The following is a 20,538-nucleotide window of genomic DNA, read 5'->3' as shown; positions in this document are numbered from 1 at the left end:
GTGTGGGCATGAACTTAAGCGCCGAAGATTTTCAAGCCATCTCGCTGACGCTGCAACTCGCCAGCGTCACCACGGTGTTGCTGCTGTTGCTGGCCACGCCCGTGGCGTGGTGGCTGGCGCATACGCAGTCGGCTTGGCGTGCGCCTGTGGCCTCGCTCGTCGCGCTGCCTTTGGTGTTGCCGCCTACGGTGTTGGGTTTTTATTTGTTGCTGGCGCTCGGGCCCAATGGCCCGATTGGCCAATTCACCCAGTGGGCGGGCTGGGGCACGTTGGCGTTTAGCTTTTGGGGCTTGGTGTTGGGCTCAATCGTGTATTCGTTGCCGTTTGCTGTGCAGCCTCTGGTTAATGCTTTTGAGGCGATGGGCCCACGCCCGATGGAAGTGGCTGCCACTTTGCGAGCCAGCAAGTGGGATGCTTTCTTTACCGTGGCCGTGCCTTTGGCCAAACCTGGTTTTGTGATGGCTGCGATGTTGAGCTTTGCGCACACCGTGGGCGAGTTTGGTGTGGTGCTGATGATTGGCGGCAACATCCCCGACAAAACGCGCGTGGTGTCCACCCAAATTTATGGCCATGTGGAAGCGATGGAATACAGCCAAGCGCATGGTTTGGCGGGCGTGATGTTGGTGTTCTCGTTTGTGGTGTTGTTGGGCTTGTCGTGGTTTAACCGTCGTACGACTCGTCATCAAAAGGTGGGTGCATGAACATCCACCTGCAGCTCGATATTGCGCGTGCCGACTTTGATGTGTCAGTGGATGTGCAGCTGCCCGCACACGGCATCACCGTCATCTATGGCCCCTCCGGCTGCGGCAAAACCACCTTGCTGCGCTGTGTTGCAGGCCTAGAGCCGCAAGCGCGTGGCATGGTGCAGCTGGGTCATGAGGTTTGGCAAAACGATGCGCAGAACGTGTGCCTACCCACGCACCAACGTGCCTTGGGCTATGTGTTTCAAGAGGCGTCGTTGTTTGACCACTTGGATGTGGCGGGCAACTTGGCCTACGGCCATCAGCGTGCGGAAAAGCTCAGCCGCAACGCGATGAGCCAAGCCGTGGTGCAACAGGTGACTGAGCTGCTGGGCATTGGCCACTTGCTCAAACGCCGCAGCCACGAGCTATCGGGCGGCGAGCGCCAACGCGTGGCGATTGCCCGTGCCTTGGTCACACAGCCGCGTTTGTTGTTGCTCGACGAACCCTTGGCTGCACTCGACCACGCACGAAAACAAGAAGTGTTGCCGTGGCTTGAAAAACTGCGCGACGATTTAAATATCCCCATGCTCTACGTCACTCACGCGGTTGATGAAGTGGCGCGCTTGGCCGACACACTTGTAGTGATGAACCAAGGCCGTGTGCAAGCCAACGGCCCTGTTGCCGAGGTGCTGACCCAAGCCAACTTACCCGTGGTGGTGGGTGAGGATGCAGGCGCGTTGCTCACAGGCATCGTGCTGGCCATCGACACACAATGGCACTTGGCTCAGGTCGGCTTTGCCGGTGGTGTGCTGTGGGTGCGTGACAGTGGCTTGGCGGTGGGTCAAACCGTGCGCCTTCGTGTGCTGGCCCGCGATGTGAGTGTGACCTTGCACGAAGCCACACACACCAGCATTCAAAACCACGTGCCCTGCGTGGTGGACGCCATCACGCCAGAGGCACATCCGTCACAAATGCTGCTGCGTTTGAGTTGTGGCGATACCGTGCTGCTGGCACGCGTCACGGCGCGTGGCGTGCATGACTTGGAGTTGCAGATGGGCATGCCTGCGTGGGCGCAGGTGAAGTCGGTGGCGCTCGTTAAATAAACGCAAGTGTTTGTGTACTTGCGGGCTTAGGCAGACTCGCAAAATTGTGGAACCACCACAAGTAACGTATGTGTTACCATTAACATGCCAATCAAAGTAGAAGAGTACCTACGCGAGGACGCCTCAAGCCCTTATAAAACTTGGTTTGACAGCTTGCCAGCGCAAGCTGCTGCCAAGGTGACGGTGGCCAAACTTCGCATGGAGTTAGGCAACACGTCAAATATCAAGTGGTTTGACGGCATGGGCGAATACGTCATCGACTGGGGGCCGGGCTACCGGATTTACCTAGCCAAAGAAGGTGACACGCTCATCATTTTGTTTGGCGGTGGAACCAAGCGCGGGCAACAGCGCAACATCGACAAGGCCAAGGTTTTGTTGGCTGAGTACAAAGCCCGTAAAAAGCAAAAGAGGTGAACATGGCGCTGACCAGAAATTTCAAAGAAACCGTCATTCAACGCGTGCAGACCGATGCATCGTTTGCACAAGCCTTGCTCGACGAAGCCGCTACTTTGTTCTTGAATGGCGAGCCAGAAACCGCACGACTCATCTTGCGCGACCTCGTCAACGCCACGATTGGGTTTGAGCAACTCGCCACGATGACGCATAAACCTAGCAAGAGCTTGCACCGCATGTTGTCGCCCACGGGGAACCCGAGCATGGACAACTTGGCAGCTATCTTTTTGGCGATGCGCGAGAAGCTGCAAGTGAGCTTGTCTGCCCACTCAGTGGCGGTTTAAAACCACCAAGCCACCGCATAAGGAATCATCACCGCACCCACAATGCCGTGTAGGCCCATGCCTAGGCTGGCATACGCACCGGCTTCTGGGTGCACGCTGAACGCGCGCGATGCGCCTAAGCCGTGCGCGGCCACGCCGAGGGCAAAGCCGCGTTGCCACCATCGCGTGACGCGCAAGGCGTCAAGCACGTAGCGACCCAGAATGGCGCCCAAGATGCCTGTGCTCACCGCAAAGATAGCCGTCAACGTGGGTGAGGCTTGCACCCGTTCGGCAATGCCCATCGCAATCGGCGCGGTGACCGACTTGGCCACTAAGCTGCTCACCAACGATTCGTCCACACCCAACCAACGCGCCATACCCACGGCGGTGAACACCGAGGTGATGCCACCCGCTATCAGAGACAGCAGCAACACGCCCATACGCCCTTTGAGCGACGCAAAACCTTTGTAGATCGGAATGGCCAGCGACACCGTGGCCGTGCCCAGCAAGAAGTGCACAAACTGCGCACCCTCGAAATACTTGGCATACGGCATGTCGAGCACGCTGATGCTGAACGTGACCACCACCACCGCAATTAATACAGGGTTGGCCAGCGGGTTGCGCTGGCTGCGCTCGTACAGCGTGAGGCCCAACAAATATGCGCTCAGTGTCAGCACCAAGGCCAGTAGCGGGCTGCCCGAGAGGTACACCCAGATGTCAGAGATGGGCGGCAACTGCGTTTGAAATTCGTTACGCATCGGTCGGCTCCTTCTTGGCCAACACTTTGAGCAAGCCCGCCGTCACCGCCACCGTGGCCACCACGCTCACCACCAGCGCCGCGCTGATGGCCCACGCATTGGCCTGCAACACGGGCAAGTAAAGCACCACGCCCACCGACGCGGGGATGAACAACAACCCCAAGTGTTGCAGAACGCTGCCACCCACCAAATCAATCGCCGCAGGCACGTGGCCGCGCACGCTCAGATACGCCAGCAACAAAACCAAGCCCAACACAGGGCCTGGGATGAAGGGCAGGGCGAACTTAGAGATGAGTTCGCCGAGGGCTTGGAAGATGAAGAGTTGGACGAGGCCTTGGATCATGCATGCCAGTGTAGGCGTGTACGTGTGTGGTGGCGAGTGCAAACAGTTTTGACTTTTCGTTTCACTCTCTAGTGGTCAGGCTTCTAAAAATGGAGCGCACTAGAGAGGTTTTCATGGCCAAACATGGAAGTATCTAAATGGATACAATAAAGCGATACCACCTAGAGCAAACATCTGCGTTCAGTCGCTGGCTTAAAAATCTGAAGGACTTGCAAGCCAAAGCAGCCATTGTGTTGCGGCTCAAGCAAGTGCAAGCGGGTCACTTGGGTGATGTGAAGTCTGTGGGAGGTGGGGTATCAGAACTGCGATGGCACTTGGGGCCGGGCTATCGCGTGTATTTTTGTAAGCGTGGAGATCAGATTATTTTGTTGCTCGCGGGCGGCGACAAGTCAACACAGCAGCGAGACATCGTTCGCGCCCAACAATTGGCCAAGGAGCATACGCATGGGTAAGACAACAGAATTCGACGCAGCCAGTTACCTCGATAGCGAGGAGATGATCGCCGAGTACCTGAACCAAGCTTTAGCTAGCGGTGACACTGACTTGTTGCTCTCTGCCATTGGCGACGTGGCCAAAGCCAGAGGCATGGCACAGATAGCGCGGGACACGGGCTTGGGGCGCGAGAGTTTGTACAAAGCCTTTGCGGTAGGCGCTAAGCCGCGCTTTGACACGGTGCTTAAAGTATTGCGTGCTTTGGGCGTTGAAATACACGCCTATCCACAAGCGCACTGATCTTTACTTTGCCCCCAACGCCAATTGCAACGCCAGCTGGTTATGCGTCTCAATCAACGGCCCCATGTCCACCGTGGCAATCTCACCTTGGCGCACCACCACACGCCCATTGACGATGGTGTAGTCTGCGTTGTCGCTGGCGCACAGCAGCAGCGCTCCCACGGGGTCGTGCACGGCGCCACCGGCCATGCTGAGGGTGTCGGTGCGGAACATGGCGATGTCGGCGCAATAGCCCTCTTTGATTTGCCCCAGCTCGTGGGCGCGGCCCAGCACTTCAGCGCCGCCGCGTGTGGCTAGGCGCAGGGCGTCGCGCGGAGTCATCTCGGCAGGGCCGTGGTCGCAACCAAAGTCGTCCAGTGCTCGGCCCACGCGTGCCAGCAGCATGGCTTGGCGTGCTTCGTTCAGCAGGTGCGCCGCATCGTTGCTAGCGCTGCCGTCGACGCCCAAACCAATCGGCACCCCGGCGTCTAGCATTTTGCGCAGGGGCAGGATGCCGCTCGCCAATCGCATATTGCTGCACGGGCAGTGGGCAATGCCGGTGCGTGTGCGTGCAAACAAATACGTGCCTTCATCGTCCAGCTTCACGCAGTGGGCGTGCCACACGTCATTGCCAACCCAGCCTAAGTCTTCGGCGTATTGCGCGGGGGTGCAGTTGAATTTTTCTTTCGTGTACGCAATGTCGTGGTCGTTCTCGGCCAAGTGCGTGTGCAGGCGCACCTTGTGCGCGCGGGCCAGTTTGGCAGCTTCGCGCATGAGGTCTTGGCTCACGCTAAAGGGCGAGCAAGGGGCCACAGCCACGTGGGTCATCGCGCCAAAGCTGGCGTCGTGATACGTCTCAATCAGGCGTTGCGTTTCTTTGAGGATGAAGGCTTCTTTTTCCACCACGCGGTCGGGCGGCAGGCCGCCTTGGCTTTCGCCCACGCTCATGCTGCCGCGAGTGGCCGTGAAGCGCATACCGATCGTGTGCGCGGCTTCGATGCTGTCGTCCAGTCGCACGCCGTTGGGGTAGATGTACAGGTGGTCGCTGCTGGTGGTGCAGCCACTCAGCAGCAGCTCGGCCATCGCCACCTGGTTAGACACCAACACCATCTCGGGTGTGAGCCCCGCCCAAATGGGGTACAGCCCTTGCAGCCAGCTGAACAGCTCTGCGTTTTGCACCTGCGGCACGGCACGCGTGAGGCTTTGCACCATGTGATGGTGCGTGTTGATCAGGCCAGGCACCACCACGTGGCGGCGTGCGTCAATCACTTCGTCGACTTGCTTCAAAAGCTCGTCGATGTTTTCGTTGGCAGGAATGATGCGATCGATACGACCATCACGTAGCAGCAGCGAAGCGTCTTTGAGTTCGGTGTTGGCATCGTCTTGTGTGGCGATGCAGCGGGCGCGGTGGATGAGCAAGGTGGTCATGGACTTGTCCTTCAAAAACAATCAAACAAGTCGTGGCCGAGTCCCCTTGGTTTGGGCGAGCACCACGTTGCCGCGCATCCCGGGCTTTTGCAGTGCTGTGATTTTAGGCTTTTGGCAACACCTGATTCACCGGCACCCCGCGCACAAACGCTTCCACGTTGTCGATGAGCTGATCGGCCAAGGCCTGAATGGCCTCAGCACTCGCCCATGCCACGTGCGGGGTGAGGATGAAGTCGGGGCGGTCCAGCAATGCCATGAATGGATGGTCTGCGGGCGGTGGCTCCACGCTGGTTACATCAAACGCTGCACCTGCAATGTGGCCGGCTTGCAGCGCGGGGCCGACAGCGGCTTCGTCTACCAAGCCACCGCGTCCGGTGTTGATGAGCAAGGGCTTGCGCGCCATCTGTGCAAACTCTGCTGCACCAATCATGTGGCGTGTGTTGGTGTTGAGCGGGCAGTGCAGGGTGAGGATGTCGGACTGCTTCAGCACTTCTTCAAATGGGGTGTACAGGCTGCCTTGGCCTGTGCGACCTTTGTGCGCCGAGAACAGCACGCGCATGCCCAAGGCGCGGCCAATGGCAGCCACCGATTGGCCCAACACGCCGTCACCAATCACGCCGAGCGTTGAGCCTGCGAGGTCACGAATGGGGTAATCGAAAAAGCAAAACTGTGCAGCCTCTTGCCAGCGCCCAGTCTTCACCGCATCGCGGTACGCGCAGATGCTGCGGCGCAACGCGAAGATGAGCGCAAAGGTGTGTTCGGGCACGGTGTGCTTGGCGTAGTTGCGCACATTGCTCACCACGATGCCGCGTTGTTGGCAGGCTTGCAGGTCAATGTTGTCGGTGCCTGTAGCGGCCACAGCAATCAGTTTGAGCTTTGGGGCTTGAGCCAAAACTTCAGCCGGCAGCTTGACCTTGTTGACGATGACGATGTCGGCATCTGCAATGCGCGCCGCTGCTTGATCAGCGCTGGTGCGGTTGTGTTGCACCCACTCGTGTGCGAATGACGGGGCACGTAAGGTGGTGTAGGGCGAAATGGTGTCGCGGTCGAGGAAAACGATTTTCATGGCTGGCAATTTCTCAACAAAAGGTGTGTGTGCAAGGGCAGGCGTCGAATGTCAGGTGAACCAACCTCATGCCAACAAGCGGCGAGCTTCAGCCACCACCGCTTCAGGCGTGATGTTGAAGAGTTTGTACAACTCATCTGCGGGGCCCGAAGCGCCAAAGCCAGTCATGCCCACAAAGCCGCCGTCGATGCCAAGGTAAGCATCCCAACCTTGGCGCACTGCAGCTTCTACACCTATGCGCACAACGTCGCCCAACACACTGCGCTTGTAGGCGGCGTCTTGCACGTTGAACAACTCCCAGCAGGGCATGGATACCACGGCCGTGCCCACGCCTTGCGCTTCCAGCTGTTCGCGCGCTTGCACGGCCAGCAACACTTCAGAGCCTGTGGCCAGCAAAGTCACTTGGCGTGGGCCACACGCTGCTTCGTGCAGCACATACGCGCCTCGGCTTGTGAGGTTGTCGGTGGTGTGTGTGTGACGCACCAAGGGCAATGATTGGCGTGCAAACACCATGCTCACAGGCCCGTCTTGGTGTGCCAATGCCAGCTCCCAGCACTCGGCCGCTTCCACTGCATCAGCCGGACGCATGACCCACATATTGGGCATGGCACGCAGCGAAGCGATGATTTCCACCGGTTGGTGTGTTGGGCCATTGCGGCCAATGCCAATCGAGTCGTGACTGAACACAAACTTCACAGGCAAGCCCATAAGCGCGGCCATGCGCATGGCAGGGCGTTCGTAGTCGGCAAACGCGAGGTAGGTGACCGACAGGGGAATGATGCCGCCGTGTGCCGCCATGCCGTTGGCCATCGAGCCCATCACATGCTCGCGCACGCCGCAGTGCACATACGAGCCTGCGCGGTCGTGCGCGCTGAAAGCGGTCAAGCCGCGCTTGTGGCTGGTGGGCGCTTCGAGGTCGGCACAGCCCACCATGCGCTCGGGCAACATGTGGGTGAGCAGGTCGTTGATTTCAGCGGAGATGAAGATGCCGCTTGGCGCGGGTGGTGCACTCTGTGCTTTGTGTTTGTAGTCGTGCAACACCTGTTGCCAGTTGGCAGGCAATTCGCCGCGCATCACGCGTTCAAACTCAGCACGTTCGGCAGCGGGCAGGGCGGCCACGCGGGCTTGCCAGGCTTGGTAGTCGCCAGCGCTGCGTTGGCCTGCAGAGCGCCATGCTTGCTGCACGTCCGCAGGAATTTCAAACGGGCCGTGCTTCCACCCCAACAGTTCGCGTGCCGCTTGTGCATCTTCTTCAAACAAGCGACCACTGTGCCCGCCGCGTTGGCCTTGTAGGCGCGCAATGCCTTTGGCAATCACCGTGCGGCACGCCAGCATGGACGGGCGTGGGTCTTGGCGTGCAGCGTCCAGCGCGGCAGACACCGCTTCAATGTCGTGGCCGTCGAGCTCAATCACATGCCAGCCTGCGATGCGAAAGCGCTCTGACACGTTCTCGCTGATGGACAAGTCGGTGCTGCCGTCGTCGGTGATGAGGTTGTCATCCCACAGCAAGATGAGCTTGCTCAGTTGCAAATGACCGGCCAGTGAAATCATTTCTTGGCCCACACCTTCTTGCAGGCAACCGTCGCCCACAAACGCATAGGTGAAGTGGTTGACTAGGTCGTTGCCAAAGCGGGCGTTCAAGTAAGCCTCGGCCACCGCCATACCAAAGGCGTTGGCAATGCCTTGACCCAGTGGGCCGGTGGTCACTTCAATGCCGTTGGCTGCAACGTGTGCTGCGCCGTGGGGGCGCTCGGGGTGGCCTTCGCACACCGAGCCCAACACGCGAAAGCGCTTGATTTCTTCAATCGGAAAAGCGGGGTAGCCGGTCAGGTGCAACAGCGAATACAGCAGCATAGAGCCATGTCCGTTGGACAACACCACACGGTCGCGGTCAAACCAACCGGCGTCTTGTGGGTGGTACTTCAGGTGACGGGTGTACAGCGCGGTGGCAATTTCGGCCATGCCCAGCGGCACACCTTGGTGGCCTTCTTGGGCTTTGACGATGGCGTCAATCGAGAGAAAACGGATGGCGTGCGCCAGAGCTTGTTGTGGGTGTGTGTGCGTCATGGCGGTGGATTTTTCCCATCCGCATACATGAACGCAAGCGATGAATATTCAGGTTTGAATGAACTTAATTCAACCTTTGGTCGGTGATGCTTCTTCTCTCAACCACTCCACAAAACTCTTCACCTCAGGCCGCGAAGCGTGGCGTGCGGGGTAGACCATGAAGTGGGCTTGGGCTTCCATGCTGAGCTTGTCGCCAAACACAGCTTGAAGTTTGCCGCTGCTGATGAGCGATTGGCCGATGCTGGCGCTCTCCAGCGCCACGCCGAGTTTTTGCACGGCAGCATCGAGGCTCATCATGGCGCGGTCGAAGCGCAGGCCCATGCGTTCTGGGCGCACATCGCCGCCGAAACGAGCAAACCACTCAGGCCATTGCACCAAGTTCACACTCGATTGAATGAGCGGCACACGCAGCAAATCGGCAGGTTCATGCAAAGCATGGGTGCGAATGAACTCTGGGCTGGCCAGCGGCATGATGCGCTCGGTGAAGATAGGCTCCACTTCGAGGTTGGGCCAGTTGGGCATGCCGTAACGGATATCGATGTCCATTTGCCCCAACTGAAAGTCCGAGTGCACATGCGATGCCGACAGCATGAGGGAAATGTTGGGGTGGCGTTCGCCAAAGCGCGCAATGCGCGGCATCAGCCACAGGCTGGCAAAGCTGGGGCTGCTGTGCACATACAAGGTGTCTTGCACGCCGTGTCGCAAGTCTTCGGTGGCGGTGTTGATGGCGCCCAAGGCGCTGGCCACACGTTGCAGGTATTGCTGACCAGCAGGGGTCATTTCCACGCCTCGGGCCGAACGCTCAAACAAACGCACATGCAGCAGGCCTTCGAGCTTGGCCACTTGGTGGCTGACGGCTGAAGGGGTGAGGTGCAGCTCCTCGGCCGCCAGCGCAAAGCTCTTGCGGCGGGCGATGGTTTCAAAGGCTTGTAGGGCGGCTAGTGGCGGGATCATGGCTTGAAATCCGTTCAATTGTTGCAGTGCAACATGAATTAAATTGAATTGCTGGTGAGTTTATATCGTTTGTCTTCATGCAAAAGCCTGCCAACAATCACGCCACTCGATCAACGCAGTGCAATCAAAAGGAGACACGCATGCTGCTCAAAGACAAAGTCGCCGTCATCACTGGCGGTGCAGGTTTAAACGGTTTGGGTTTTGCCACCGCCCGCATGATGGCGGCACAAGGTGCCAAGATCGTCATTCTCGATTTGGAAGTGGCCAACCCTCAAGCCGCCGCCACCCAACTTGGTGCTGAGCATCTGGGGCTGGTGGCCAACGTGACTGACAAAGCATCTTGCGAAGCAGCCGTGGCGCAAATCAAAGCCAAGTACGGTCGCGTGGACATCTTGGTCAACAACGCCGGTATCACCCAACCCGTGAAGTTCTTGGACATCACAGGCAGCGACTACGACCGCATCATGGACGTGAGCCTGCGTGGCACGCTCTACGCCTCACAAGCCGTGTTGCCTTTGATGATTGCGCAAAACAGCGGCTCCATCGTGTGTATTTCTTCCGTGTCTGCCCAACGTGGCGGTGGCATTTTAGGTGGCCCTCACTACTCGGCAGCCAAAGCAGGTGTGCTCGGTCTGGCCCGCGCCATGGCTCGCGAGTACGGCGGCAACAACATCCGCGTCAATTGCGTGACACCTGGTCTCATCGCCACCGACATCAACAAGGGCAAGATTCCCGAAGATAAGCGCCAAGGCATTTTGGACGGCATCCCACTCGCACGCATTGGCGAACCCAATGACGTCGCAGGTTGCGTGGTGTTCCTCGCCAGCGACTTGTCCAAGTACTGCACCGGCGTCACGCTCGACGTGAACGGTGGCATGTTGATTCACTAAGTTTTCCCTCGTCAGTCAACCACTTCAAAAACATCAGGAGACAAATCCATGAAACACGTATCTTTCATCCGTCGTACCGTATTGGCCACAGCTTTGCTCGCCGTCACCGGCTTTGCATCGGCTCAAACCGTCAAGCTGACCATGGCCCACGGCAATCCACCTGACAACCCTCGCCACGTGGCCGCTGTGAAGTTTGCCGAAACCGTCAAAGCCAAAACCAATGGCCGCGTTGAAATTCAAGTGGCGCACTCAGCCCAGTTGGGCGATGACGCTGCGATGGTGACAGCCTTGCGTTCTGGCACGCTGGACTTCTCGGCCAACAGCCAAGGCGCTGTGTCGTCGGTGGTGCCTGAGTACGCTGCCTTGGGCATGCCTTTCTTGTTTGGCAACGTGCAAAAAGCGTGGGAAGTGATGGACGGCCCCATCGGCAAAGAGTTGGGTGACAAGACCGCTGCTAAAGGCATGGTGTTGTTGGGCTTGTGGGACAACGGCATTCGCCAAATGTCCAACAGCAAGCGCCCCATCAAGTCGCCAGCCGACATGAAGGGCCTGAAGATGCGCACACCACCAGACGCTGTGACTGTGGACATCATGCAAGCCATGGGTGCCGATGCACAACAAATCAAGTTCTCTGAGTTGTATGTCGCCTTGCAACAAGGCGTGGTCGATGGCCAAGAAAACCCACTGACCAACATCGCGTCCGCCAAACTGTACGAAGTGCAAAAGTACATCTCGTTGTCAGGCCACAAGTACGAATCCACCCCGTTCTTGATGAGCAAGCGCACTTGGGACCGCATGACACCTGCTGACCAAAAAGTGGTGACTGAAGCTGCGGCTGAAGCCACCCAATTGCAACGCCGCTTGAACAAAGAAGTGGACGACAAATTGGTAGCCGACCTCAAAGGCAAAGGCGTGCAGATTGACACCATCGACCGCAAAGCGTTTGTGGACGCATCTGCCTCTGTCTACACCAAGTGGACCTCTGGCCCCATCGGTGACTTCGTGACACGCGTGGTGCAAGCCGCTCGTTAATTGTTCTTCAACCAGGGCCCGCTGCATCAGCGGGCCCGCAAGGTGTTGCCATGAATCCTCTCTTCAAAGCGATCGACTCGGTCATCTCTTGGTGGTGTCACACGGTGCTGTACATCACGTTGTCCGTGGTGTTTGTCATCCTCAGTGTGAATGTGTGTTTGCGCTATGCCGCAGGCACCAGCCTGTCATGGGCGTCGGAGCTGCCCGAGCTGATGTTCCCTTGGATGATCATGTCGGGTGTGGTCATTGCCGCACAACATGGCTCACACATTGCTGTGGTGTTGCTGACCCAAAAACTCGGCGCGGCCCGCCGCTGGGTGTTGACCGGCGCATCCTTGGTGGTGGCGGGTTTGTACTTGGGCTTGGCCTATGCCGCTTGGCCCGTGTTTGAAATTGCTGCGGACGAGCGTTCGCCCATCATGCAAGTGCCAGGCTCGGTGAGCGTGGGTTGTTTGCTGCTCGGGTTTGTGATGCTCGCCATCGTCACGCTGTGCCGTTTGCCCCAAGTGTGGCGCGGTGAAGAACACAACGAAATTGGAGCCGACGCATGACCCTCTTAATCATTGCTTTGTTCATCGCTGCGGCGCTGTTCTCTATTCCTATCGCGCATTCGCTGGTGTTGGCGTCTGTGGCGGGTTTGCTCATCATTGACCGTGTGCCTGTGCACTTGGCGGTGGAGCAAATGATCACGCAAACGCAAAGTTTTCCGCTGATCGCGATTCCGTTTTTCATGATGACGGGAGCGTTGATGGTCAGCGGTCGTTTGGGTCAGAGCTTGGTCAACTTGCTCACCATGATGATTGGCCGTGTGCACGGCGGCCCTGCGCAAGTGGGCGTGTTGTCGTCCACCATTTTTGGTGGTGTGTCGGGCTCTGCGGTGGCGGATGCTTCTGCGATTGGTTCCATGTTGATTCCATGGCTCAAAAAGCTGGGCTACCCCGCGCCATTCGCGGCAGGCACCTTGGCCGCCGCCGCCACGATTGACATCTTGATTCCACCCTCGATTCCGATGATCGTGTACGCCTTGGTATCGGGTGCGTCCATTGGTGCTTTGTTTGTGGCGGGCATCTTGCCTGGTCTTTTGATGTGCGGCGGCTTCATGCTGGTGTGCTACGTGCAGGGGCGTCGTCGCAACTTCCCGCGTGACACCACGCCGTTTGAGTGGGGCGCATTCATGCACCAGTTGTTGCATGCTGGTCCCGCGCTGGCGATGCCTGTGCTCATCATCATCTTCTTGCGCTTTGGCATTGCCACACCCACCGAAGTGAGCGTGATGTCGACCCTGTACGCCTTGGTGGTGTCGGGCTTGGTGTACCGCGATTTGGATATGACCAAGTTGAAGTCTGCAGCGATCGAAGCTGGTATCTCCACTGGTGTGGTGTTGCTCATCATCATGGCCTCTAGCGTGGTGGGTTGGATCGTGACGTATGAGCAGTTGCCTGCCGCCTTCACCCTGTATGCCAAAGAAACTTTGCAAGAGCCTTGGCTCATCATCTTGGCGATGAACCTCATCATGTTGGCCACCGGCATGTTCATTGACTTGCCTGCGGCGGTGTTGTTGCTCACGCCCATGTTTGTGCCACTCGCTTCTGCCGTGGGCATGGACACCATTCAGCTGGGCATCATGATGATCGTGAACTTGTCCATCGGCTTGTACCACCCACCGATTGGCACCACGCTCTTCATCACCAGCTCAATTGCCAAAGTGCGCATTGGTGATGTGGTGATGGAGCTGATTCCTTTCTACGCGGTTGCAATCGCGCTCTTGCTCGGTTTTGCCTACTTGCCTTGGCTGACCTTGCGTTGATTCACTTTGTTTGACTAAGACCTATGAGTACTCTTCAAGAAATTGCCAGCTGCGCTTGGCGCATCCGCCGCTATGCGGTGCGCATGGGTGAGGTGCAAGGCCAAGGCTATGTGGGCCAAGCCTTGGGCTATGCCGATGTGTTGGCGGTGGCCTACGGCCACGCCATGAAATTCAAACCCGAAGACCCCGAGTGGGAAGGGCGCGATCGCTTTTTGCTCTCGCACGGCCATTACGCCATTGCGCACTACGCCGCGATGATCGAGGCGGGCATCATCCCCGAAACCGAACTCGAAACCTACGGTAGCGACGACAGCCGTTTGCCCATGTCTGGCATGGCTACGTACACGCCGGGGATGGAAATCTCGGGCGGCTCATTGGGCCAAGGTTTGCCCATCGGTGTGGGCATTGCCTTGGGTCTACGCCATCAAGGCAGCAAAGCCTTTGTGTACAACTCCATGTCCGATGGCGAGTTGGACGAAGGCTCTACGTGGGAAGCCGCCATGTCTGCTGCCCATCATGGGTTGGGCAACTTGATTTGCATGGTGGACATCAACAACCAACAAGCCGATGGTCAGTCCAGCAAAGTTTTGGGCTTTGAGCCACTGGCCGACAAATGGGCTTCGTTTGGCTGGCATGTGCAACGCGTTGATGGCAACCACTTGCCCGCCGTTGTGCGTGCGTTTGATACCGCCCGCGCATTGAGCGATGCCAAACCCCGCGTGATCTTGTGCGACACCTTGATGGGCAAAGGTATCCCGTTCTTAGAAGCTCGCGAGAAAAACCACTTCATCCGCGTTGACCCTCCTGAGTGGCAACAAGCCTTAGAAGTGTTGGACGCCAACCGTCCTTAAAGGAATAGACATGAGTTCTGTCACTGAAAAAAAACCTCGGCTGACCACCTCAGCCATGATTGCCTCCATCGCGTCTGAAGGCCAACGCGTGCAAGCTGCGCCCTTTGGTAAAGCCTTGGTGGAATACGCAGCTAGCCACCCCGAAGTGGTAGGTATGACCGCCGACTTGGCCAAGTACACCGACTTGCATTTGTTTGCACAGGCCTATCCCGAGCGCTTTTTCCAAATGGGCATGGCCGAGCAGTTGCTCATGGGTGCTGCGGGTGGCATGGCCAAAACAGGTTTGGTGCCATTCGCCACGACCTATGCTGTGTTTGGCACACGCCGCGCGTATGACTTCATCCATCAAGTGATCGCCGAAGAAAACTTGAACGTCAAGATTTGCTGCGCCTTGCCCGGTCTCACCACCGGCTACGGGCCCAGCCACCAAGCCACCGAAGACCTCGCAATGATGCGTGCCATTCCCGGCCTCACGGTGGTGGACCCTTGCGATGCGCTCGACATCGAGCAAGCTGTGCCGCAAATCGCTGCCCACCAAGGCCCCGTGTACATGCGCTTGTTGCGTGGCAACGTGCCGCTGGTGCTGGACGAATACAACTACAAGTTCGAGTTGGGCAAAGCCAGGCTGCTGCGCGAAGGCAATGATGTGCTGGTGATTTCCAGTGGTTTCATGACCATGCGTACGCTCGAAGTGGCGAAGGCGCTCGAAGCCGACAAGGTGAATGTGGCTGTGCTGCATTGCCCCACCATCAAGCCCCTCGACGACGCCACCATCTTGGCCGAAGTGCGCAAGCCCGGTCGTTTGGTCGTGGTGGCTGAAAACCATTCTGTGATTGGCGGCCTGGGCGAAGCGGTGGCTGGTTTGTTGTTGCGCGAAGGTGCAGCTCCTGCCAAGTTCCGCATGCTGGCCTTGCCCGATGCGTTCTTGGACGCGGGCGCCTTGCCCACCTTGCACGACCGCTACGGCATTTCCGCTGAGAAGATGTCGGCCACGATCAAAGGCTGGTTGGCTTAAGCGTGCCTGTGTGCGTGGTGGCTTGAGTGGGTGAGTGCAGCGTTACGATAGTCAGATGACCGACCCACGCACAGCCCCTCAAGCCTTTTTGCGACAGCTCTACGACGCTGCCGTACACCGCGCCTTGCCCCTGCACAACACCGCAGCCTATTTGCCGCCGCCACCCAAAGGTCGTACGGTCGTGTTGGGTGCGGGCAAAGCAGGTGGGGCGATGGCGCAAGCGGTGGAGGCGTTGTGGCCTGCTGACAAACCTTTGTCGGGTTTGGTGGTCACGCGCTACCACCACATACCACCGCGCCCAGCGGGCGTGCCTGAGCGCATTGAGGTGGTCGAGGCCTCTCACCCCGTGCCCGACGCGGCTGGCCTGGTAGCGGCTGAGCGCATCTTGGCGCTGACGCAGGGGCTGACCGAAGACGATTTGGTGCTGTGCCTTATTTCAGGCGGTGGCTCTGCTTTGCTCACGCTGCCCGCCGATGGGTTGACGCTGGAAGACAAACAACGCATCAACAAAGAGCTGCTCAACAGCGGTGCCAACATTGGCGAAATGAACTGTGTGCGCAAGCACCTCTCTCGCATCAAAGGTGGCCGCTTGGCCGCCGCGTGCGCCCCTGCGCAAGTGGTGACGCTCACCATCAGCGATGTGCCGGGCGACGATCCCTCGGTCATCGCCAGCGGACCCACCGTGGCTGATGCGACGACCTGTGCCGATGCGTTGGCGATTTTGAAGCGCTACCAAATTGAAGTGCCTGCAAGTATTGAAGCCGCATTGAAAGCAGGCACGCTCGAAACACCCAAGCCCAGCCCAGCGTGGGACAAGAACCCAGTGCACCTGATTGCCACCCCCCAACAGTCGCTAGATGCCGCCGCCGAGCTGGCGCGTGCCGCAGGCTTGAATGCCTATGTGTTGAGCGACGAGCTAGAAGGCGAATCCCGCGAAGTGGGCAAGGTCCACGCCGCGTTAGCGCGTGCGGCAGCGCACGGCAAAGGCCCGTTCCAAAAGCCCTGCGTCATCTTGAGCGGTGGCGAAACCACCGTAACGATCCGCAAAGACCTGCGTGCGCAAGGGCGCTCTGCGCAGGTCAAGGAGGAGACCGCGCAGCGGTCGGGGGACACGGAGCCGAGCGCTCTGCCGCATGCTCGGCCTGGCCGTGGCGGCAGAGCAGGGGAGTTCTGCCTAGGCCTAGCCGTAGCCTTGCAAGCGCAGCCCAATGTGTGGGCCATCGCCGCCGACACCGATGGCATCGACGGCATCGAAGACAACGCCGGAGCCTACGTGTCGCCCGACACCTTGGCCCGCGCCGAGGCCAAAGGCGTGAAAGCCGCTGACTGCCTCGACCGAAACGACGCCTACGGTTTTTTCGAAGCGGTGGGCGACCTGGTGGTCACAGGCCCCACACACACCAATGTGAACGACTTTCGCGCCATCTTGGTGCTTTGAGGCTTGGCTCAATAGGCACGGTGTTTGCAATAGCCTTGGCAAATCCTGCAAGCTCGGCAGCAGAGACTGCTGGTAACCTTGCAACCTTTCGCCTCTCAGTCCAACCCGCGATGACCCAGCCTCGACTACAACTCACGCACATCACCAAACGCTATCCGGCGGTGGTGGCCAATGACGGTGTCAGCCTTACGGTGCAGCCCGGCGAAATTCATGCCGTGTTGGGCGAAAACGGCGCGGGCAAATCCACGCTGATGAAAATCATCTACGGCGCGGTCAAGCCCGATGCGGGCGAGGTGCGTTTCAACGGCGAGGTGGCCCACATTCGCAACCCGCAAGAGGCGAGGCGCTTGGGCATCAGCATGGTGTTTCAGCACTTCAGCTTGTTTCATACGCTGAGCGTGGCCGAGAACGTGTGGCTGGGCCTCGACAAGTCGCTCAGCCTCGCAGAGGTGACCGAGCGCATCACCCAAACCGCTGCGCAATACGGGCTCGACATTGACCCCGAGCGTCCTGTGCACACGCTGGGTGTGGGAGAAATGCAGCGCGTTGAGATCATCCGGGCTTTGCTCACCAACCCGCAGCTGCTCATCTTGGACGAGCCCACCTCGGTGCTCACGCCGCAAGCGGTGGAAAAACTATTCGTGGTGCTGCGCCAGTTGGCGGCAGAGGGCCGCAGCATTTTGTACATCAGCCACAAGCTGCACGAAATTCGCGCCTTGTGCACCGCCTGCACGGTGATGCGCGCTGGCCGCGTCACGGGCGTGTGCGACCCGCGCCAAGAAACCAATGCCTCGCTGAGCCAACTCATGATTGGCAGCTTGCCACCCGAGTTACATGTGCGCGAGCACCAGCCCGGCGCGGTGGTACTCGATGTGAAAGAGTTGGCCTTGCAGGCTGACGACCCCTTTGGCGTCGACCTCAAAGGCCTGAGCTTGCAAGTGCGTGCTGGTGAGGTGGTGGGCATTGCCGGTGTGTCGGGTAACGGGCAGCGCGAGTTGTTGTTTGCCTTGTCGGGCGAAGACTGCCGCGCGCAGCCACAAGCCATTGCGCTCAGCGGCCAAGCCGTGGGCCAACTCGACCCCGATCAACGCCGCGCCTTGGGCCTGCACTTTGTGCCCGAAGAACGCTTGGGTCGAGGCGCTGTGCCCAGCTTGAGCTTGGCGCAAAACCTGTTGCTCACGCGGCATGAGGCCGTGGCTTCCACAGGCGCTGGCGCTGCTGTGGGCTGGCTCAATTTGCACAGCTTGCAAGCGCAAGCCGCAAACATCATTGCCAAATACAAAGTCAAGGCTGGTGGGCCCGATGCCGCGGCGCAGTCGCTCTCGGGTGGCAATTTGCAAAAGTTTTTGGTGGGGCGCGAGATTGAAGCTGCGCCTAAGTTGTTGATCGTTTCGCAGCCCACTTGGGGTGTGGACGTGGGCGCTGCCGCGCAAATTCGTGCAGCGCTGTTGGCCTTGCGCGATGCAGGCTGCGCAGTGCTGGTGGTGAGTGAGGAGTTGGACGAATTGCTAGAGCTGTCAGACCGTTTGCATGTGATCGCGGATGGCCGCTTGTCGCCCGCGCTCTCGCGTGAAGAAGCCAATGTCTCGCGCATCGGCGCGTGGATGAGTGGCTTGTGGGACAACGCAGTACAGGAGGTGAACCATGCTGCGTCTTGAGCCCCGCGCCCAAACCTCTCAGCTATGGCGTTATGCCTCGCCTTTGTTGGCGTTGGCCATCACGGTGGTGTTGGGGGTGATTCTTTTCGTCGCGCTGGGCAAAGACCCGGTGCGTGGTTTGCAGGTGTTCTTTTGGGAGCCCATCAAAAGCGTGTATGCCTTGTCCGAATTGATGGTCAAGGCCACGCCGCTGCTGCTCATTGCCTTGGGGCTGGCCGTGTGCTTTCGCTCCAACGTGTGGAACATTGGCGCAGAAGGCCAGTTCGTCATGGGTGCGGTGTTTGCCGCCGGCGTGGCGCTGACGGCTGACGCCAATACAGGTGCAGGCTTTTGGGTGCTCATCTTGCTCGCGGGTATTGCAGGCGGCATGGTGTGGGCGGGCATCACCGCGTTCTTGCGTGACCGTTTTCATGCGAGCGAAATTTTGGTCAGCCTCATGCTGGTGTACGTGGCCATCATGCTGCTCAACTTTTTGGTCTACGGCCCTTGGAAAGACCCACTGGGCTACAACTTTCCGCAAACCAAAACCTTTGACGCCATCACTCAGATTCCCAAGCTCATCAGCGGCACGCGGGTGAACGTGGGTGTGCTCATGGCGCTGGCGGGTGTAGGCGCGTTGTGGGTGTTTTTGTTTCGCACGCACGCAGGCTTTGCGCAGCAGGTTGGCGGCTTGGCCCCTGATGCGGCGCGGTATGCAGGCTTCTCGTCACGCAAGGCCTTGTGGCTGGCGCTGCTCACCTCGGGTGCTGCCGCCGGTTTGGCGGGCGCACTAGAAGTAGCGGGGCCGCTGCGTCAGCTCACGCCGTTTGTACCCGTGGGCTATGGCTTTGCGGCCATCATCGTGGCCTTTGTGGGGCGCTTGCATCCGGTGGGCATGGTGTTCTCGGCCATTTTGATGAGCATGTTTTACATCGGTGGCGAGCTGGCGCAGTCGCGCCTTGGCTTGCCCCGTTCACTCACAGGTGTGTTTCAAGGTTTGTTGTTGTTCACGCTGCTGGCGTGTGACACCTTGATGCAATACCGGGTGCGTTGGGTATCCCGCGCAGCCAATCCGAATTCTGTGGAGGCACTGTGATGGAGACTTACGCACTCTTGTGGGCCGCCACCATGAATGCTGGCACTGTTTTGGCGCTGGCGTCGCTGGGTCTTTTGATCAACGAAAAAGCAGGCATCGTCAACTTAGGCGCAGAAGGCATGATGCTCTGCGCCGCCATTGCTGGCTTTGCCACCGTGGCCACCACGGGCAGCGACACGCTGGGTTTTTTGGCGGGCATGGGCGCAGGTGCTTTGATGGCTGCGCTGTTTGGCGTGTTGGTGATTTGGCTCAACACCAACCAATACGCTACAGGCTTGGCGCTCAGCCTGTTTGGCGGTGGCTTCTCGGCCTTTGTGGGTACGAGTTATGTGCAGGCCAAGTTGCCTGAGCGCATGCAGTTTGAAGTGCCGTACTTGGCCGATATTCCCGTGCTCGGAGCCGCCTTGTTCAAGCACCACCCCTTGGTCTACGGGGCGATTGCGCTCGCGCTGGGCTTGATTTACTTTTTCTACAAAACCCGTGCAGGCTTGGTCTTGCGTGCCGTGGGCGAATCGCCCGAATCGGCCCATGCCTTGGGGTACCCGGTGCGTCGTATCCGTTTACTGGCCGTGGTGGTTGGAGGAGCGTTTTGTGGGTTAGCAGGGGCTTACATCTCTGTCATTTACACGCCGCTATGGGTCGAAGGCATGATTGCGGGCAAAGGGTGGATTGCTTTGGCCTTGACCACCTTTGCCACTTGGCGTCCGGCACGAGTGTTGCTTGGTGCTTATTTGTTTGGTGGCGTCACCATGCTTCAGTTCCATTTGCAGGCCACCGGCGTGGATGTGCCCAGCCAGTTCTTGAGCATGTTGCCCTACCTGTCAACCATTGTGGTGCTGGCGCTGATTTCTAAAAATCCAAGCTGGCTCAGGGTAAACATGCCTGCCTCAATTGGGAAACCGTTTTTCCCTGGTTGATAATTTGTTCGCTTTTTTAATGGTTC

22 protein-coding genes are annotated in these 20,538 nt (G+C 58.8%); 16 read left to right on the top strand and 6 right to left on the bottom strand.

Annotated features, from left to right (window positions below; genetic code table 11):
• Positions 1-8 precede the first annotated feature (8 nt).
• The 4 genes from modB (at position 9) to QMG27_RS09340 (ending at position 2,523) form a co-directional block, all read left to right on the top strand.
• Positions 9-701, top strand: a complete 693-nt coding sequence (modB, locus tag QMG27_RS09355) for a molybdate ABC transporter permease subunit (RefSeq protein WP_281810784.1) — start codon at positions 9-11, stop codon at positions 699-701.
• The gene (gene modC, locus QMG27_RS09350; protein ID WP_281810783.1) at positions 698-1,786 is read left to right on the top strand and encodes a molybdenum ABC transporter ATP-binding protein; all 1,089 of its coding nucleotides are present in this window, start codon (positions 698-700) and stop codon (positions 1,784-1,786) included. Before modB ends, modC begins: the two co-directional genes overlap by 4 nt.
• 84 nt (positions 1,787-1,870) lie before the next feature.
• The gene (locus QMG27_RS09345; protein WP_281810782.1) at positions 1,871-2,200 is read left to right on the top strand and encodes a type II toxin-antitoxin system RelE/ParE family toxin; all 330 of its coding nucleotides are present in this window, start codon (positions 1,871-1,873) and stop codon (positions 2,198-2,200) included.
• 2 nt (positions 2,201-2,202) lie between these two features.
• The gene (locus QMG27_RS09340) at positions 2,203-2,523 is read left to right on the top strand and encodes a transcriptional regulator (RefSeq protein WP_281810781.1); all 321 of its coding nucleotides are present in this window, start codon (positions 2,203-2,205) and stop codon (positions 2,521-2,523) included.
• Here the strand turns inward: QMG27_RS09340 and QMG27_RS09335 are convergent.
• The gene (locus QMG27_RS09335; RefSeq protein ID WP_281810780.1) at positions 2,520-3,260 is read right to left on the bottom strand and encodes an LrgB family protein; all 741 of its coding nucleotides are present in this window, start codon (positions 3,258-3,260) and stop codon (positions 2,520-2,522) included. The two genes, QMG27_RS09340 and QMG27_RS09335, sit on opposite strands and share 4 nt — an antisense overlap.
• Positions 3,253-3,603, bottom strand: coding sequence for a CidA/LrgA family protein (locus QMG27_RS09330; RefSeq protein WP_281810779.1), 351 nt, complete (start codon positions 3,601-3,603; stop codon positions 3,253-3,255). The genes QMG27_RS09335 and QMG27_RS09330 overlap by 8 nt, the downstream gene beginning before the upstream one ends.
• Before the next feature lie 137 nt (positions 3,604-3,740).
• Between QMG27_RS09330 and QMG27_RS09325 the strand changes: the two genes are divergently transcribed.
• Entirely contained in the window at positions 3,741-4,055 is a 315-nt protein-coding gene (locus QMG27_RS09325) for a type II toxin-antitoxin system RelE/ParE family toxin (protein WP_281810778.1), read from the top strand.
• The gene (locus QMG27_RS09320; protein ID WP_281814595.1) at positions 4,042-4,335 is read left to right on the top strand and encodes an addiction module antidote protein; all 294 of its coding nucleotides are present in this window, start codon (positions 4,042-4,044) and stop codon (positions 4,333-4,335) included. The genes QMG27_RS09325 and QMG27_RS09320 overlap by 14 nt, the downstream gene beginning before the upstream one ends.
• Positions 4,336-4,338: 3 nt before the next feature.
• Here QMG27_RS09320 and QMG27_RS09315 read toward each other — a convergent pair whose 3' ends face one another.
• From QMG27_RS09315 to QMG27_RS09300, 4 genes are all read right to left on the bottom strand, one after another.
• Positions 4,339-5,742 carry an 8-oxoguanine deaminase gene (locus tag QMG27_RS09315; RefSeq protein WP_281810777.1) on the bottom strand — a complete coding sequence of 468 codons (1,404 nt, stop codon included), beginning with the start codon at positions 5,740-5,742 and terminating at the stop codon, positions 4,339-4,341.
• Between the two features lie 103 nt (positions 5,743-5,845).
• The gene (locus QMG27_RS09310) at positions 5,846-6,808 is read right to left on the bottom strand and encodes a D-2-hydroxyacid dehydrogenase (protein WP_281810776.1); all 963 of its coding nucleotides are present in this window, start codon (positions 6,806-6,808) and stop codon (positions 5,846-5,848) included.
• A gap of 66 nt (positions 6,809-6,874) precedes the next feature.
• The gene (gene tkt / locus QMG27_RS09305; RefSeq protein ID WP_281810775.1) at positions 6,875-8,875 is read right to left on the bottom strand and encodes a transketolase; all 2,001 of its coding nucleotides are present in this window, start codon (positions 8,873-8,875) and stop codon (positions 6,875-6,877) included.
• 69 nt (positions 8,876-8,944) lie between these two features.
• On the bottom strand, positions 8,945-9,829 hold the full coding sequence (locus QMG27_RS09300) for a LysR substrate-binding domain-containing protein (RefSeq protein WP_281810774.1): 885 nt from the start codon (positions 9,827-9,829) through the stop codon (positions 8,945-8,947).
• A 140-nt stretch (positions 9,830-9,969) separates the two neighbouring features.
• Here QMG27_RS09300 and QMG27_RS09295 point away from each other — a divergent pair, with 140 nt between their 5' ends.
• The 10 genes from QMG27_RS09295 to QMG27_RS09250 all read left to right on the top strand — a co-directional run bounded on the left by QMG27_RS09295 (position 9,970) and on the right by QMG27_RS09250 (position 20,512).
• Positions 9,970-10,719, top strand: a complete 750-nt coding sequence (locus tag QMG27_RS09295) for an SDR family oxidoreductase (RefSeq protein WP_281810773.1) — start codon at positions 9,970-9,972, stop codon at positions 10,717-10,719.
• 48 nt (positions 10,720-10,767) lie between these two features.
• Positions 10,768-11,751, top strand: coding sequence for a TRAP transporter substrate-binding protein (locus tag QMG27_RS09290; protein WP_281810772.1), 984 nt, complete (start codon positions 10,768-10,770; stop codon positions 11,749-11,751).
• A 50-nt stretch (positions 11,752-11,801) separates the two neighbouring features.
• Complete coding sequence (locus QMG27_RS09285; RefSeq protein ID WP_281810771.1) at positions 11,802-12,302, top strand: TRAP transporter small permease subunit; 501 nt, start codon at positions 11,802-11,804, stop codon at positions 12,300-12,302.
• The gene (locus QMG27_RS09280; protein ID WP_281810770.1) at positions 12,299-13,558 is read left to right on the top strand and encodes a TRAP transporter large permease; all 1,260 of its coding nucleotides are present in this window, start codon (positions 12,299-12,301) and stop codon (positions 13,556-13,558) included. Before QMG27_RS09285 ends, QMG27_RS09280 begins: the two co-directional genes overlap by 4 nt.
• Positions 13,559-13,581: 23 nt before the next feature.
• Positions 13,582-14,409 carry a transketolase gene (locus tag QMG27_RS09275; RefSeq protein WP_281810769.1) on the top strand — a complete coding sequence of 276 codons (828 nt, stop codon included), beginning with the start codon at positions 13,582-13,584 and terminating at the stop codon, positions 14,407-14,409.
• A gap of 10 nt (positions 14,410-14,419) precedes the next feature.
• The gene (locus tag QMG27_RS09270) at positions 14,420-15,424 is read left to right on the top strand and encodes a transketolase C-terminal domain-containing protein (RefSeq protein ID WP_281810768.1); all 1,005 of its coding nucleotides are present in this window, start codon (positions 14,420-14,422) and stop codon (positions 15,422-15,424) included.
• A 55-nt stretch (positions 15,425-15,479) separates the two neighbouring features.
• Entirely contained in the window at positions 15,480-16,862 is a 1,383-nt protein-coding gene (locus tag QMG27_RS09265) for a glycerate kinase (RefSeq protein WP_281810767.1), read from the top strand.
• A 110-nt stretch (positions 16,863-16,972) separates the two neighbouring features.
• A complete protein-coding gene (locus QMG27_RS09260; RefSeq protein ID WP_281810766.1) occupies positions 16,973-18,520 on the top strand; it encodes an ABC transporter ATP-binding protein in 1,548 nt (515 codons plus the stop codon).
• Positions 18,507-19,595, top strand: a complete 1,089-nt coding sequence (locus QMG27_RS09255; RefSeq protein WP_281810765.1) for an ABC transporter permease — start codon at positions 18,507-18,509, stop codon at positions 19,593-19,595. Before QMG27_RS09260 ends, QMG27_RS09255 begins: the two co-directional genes overlap by 14 nt.
• Positions 19,595-20,512: an ABC transporter permease gene (locus QMG27_RS09250; protein WP_281810764.1), complete on the top strand. Its 918-nt coding sequence runs from the start codon at positions 19,595-19,597 to the stop codon at positions 20,510-20,512. The genes QMG27_RS09255 and QMG27_RS09250 overlap by 1 nt, the downstream gene beginning before the upstream one ends.
• The last annotated feature ends 26 nt before the right edge of the window (positions 20,513-20,538 follow it).

This window comes from Limnohabitans sp. MORI2, assembly GCF_027925025.1.
GTDB lineage: Bacteria > Pseudomonadota > Gammaproteobacteria > Burkholderiales > Burkholderiaceae_C > Limnohabitans.
This window is presented reverse-complemented; position numbering and strand designations above follow the sequence as displayed.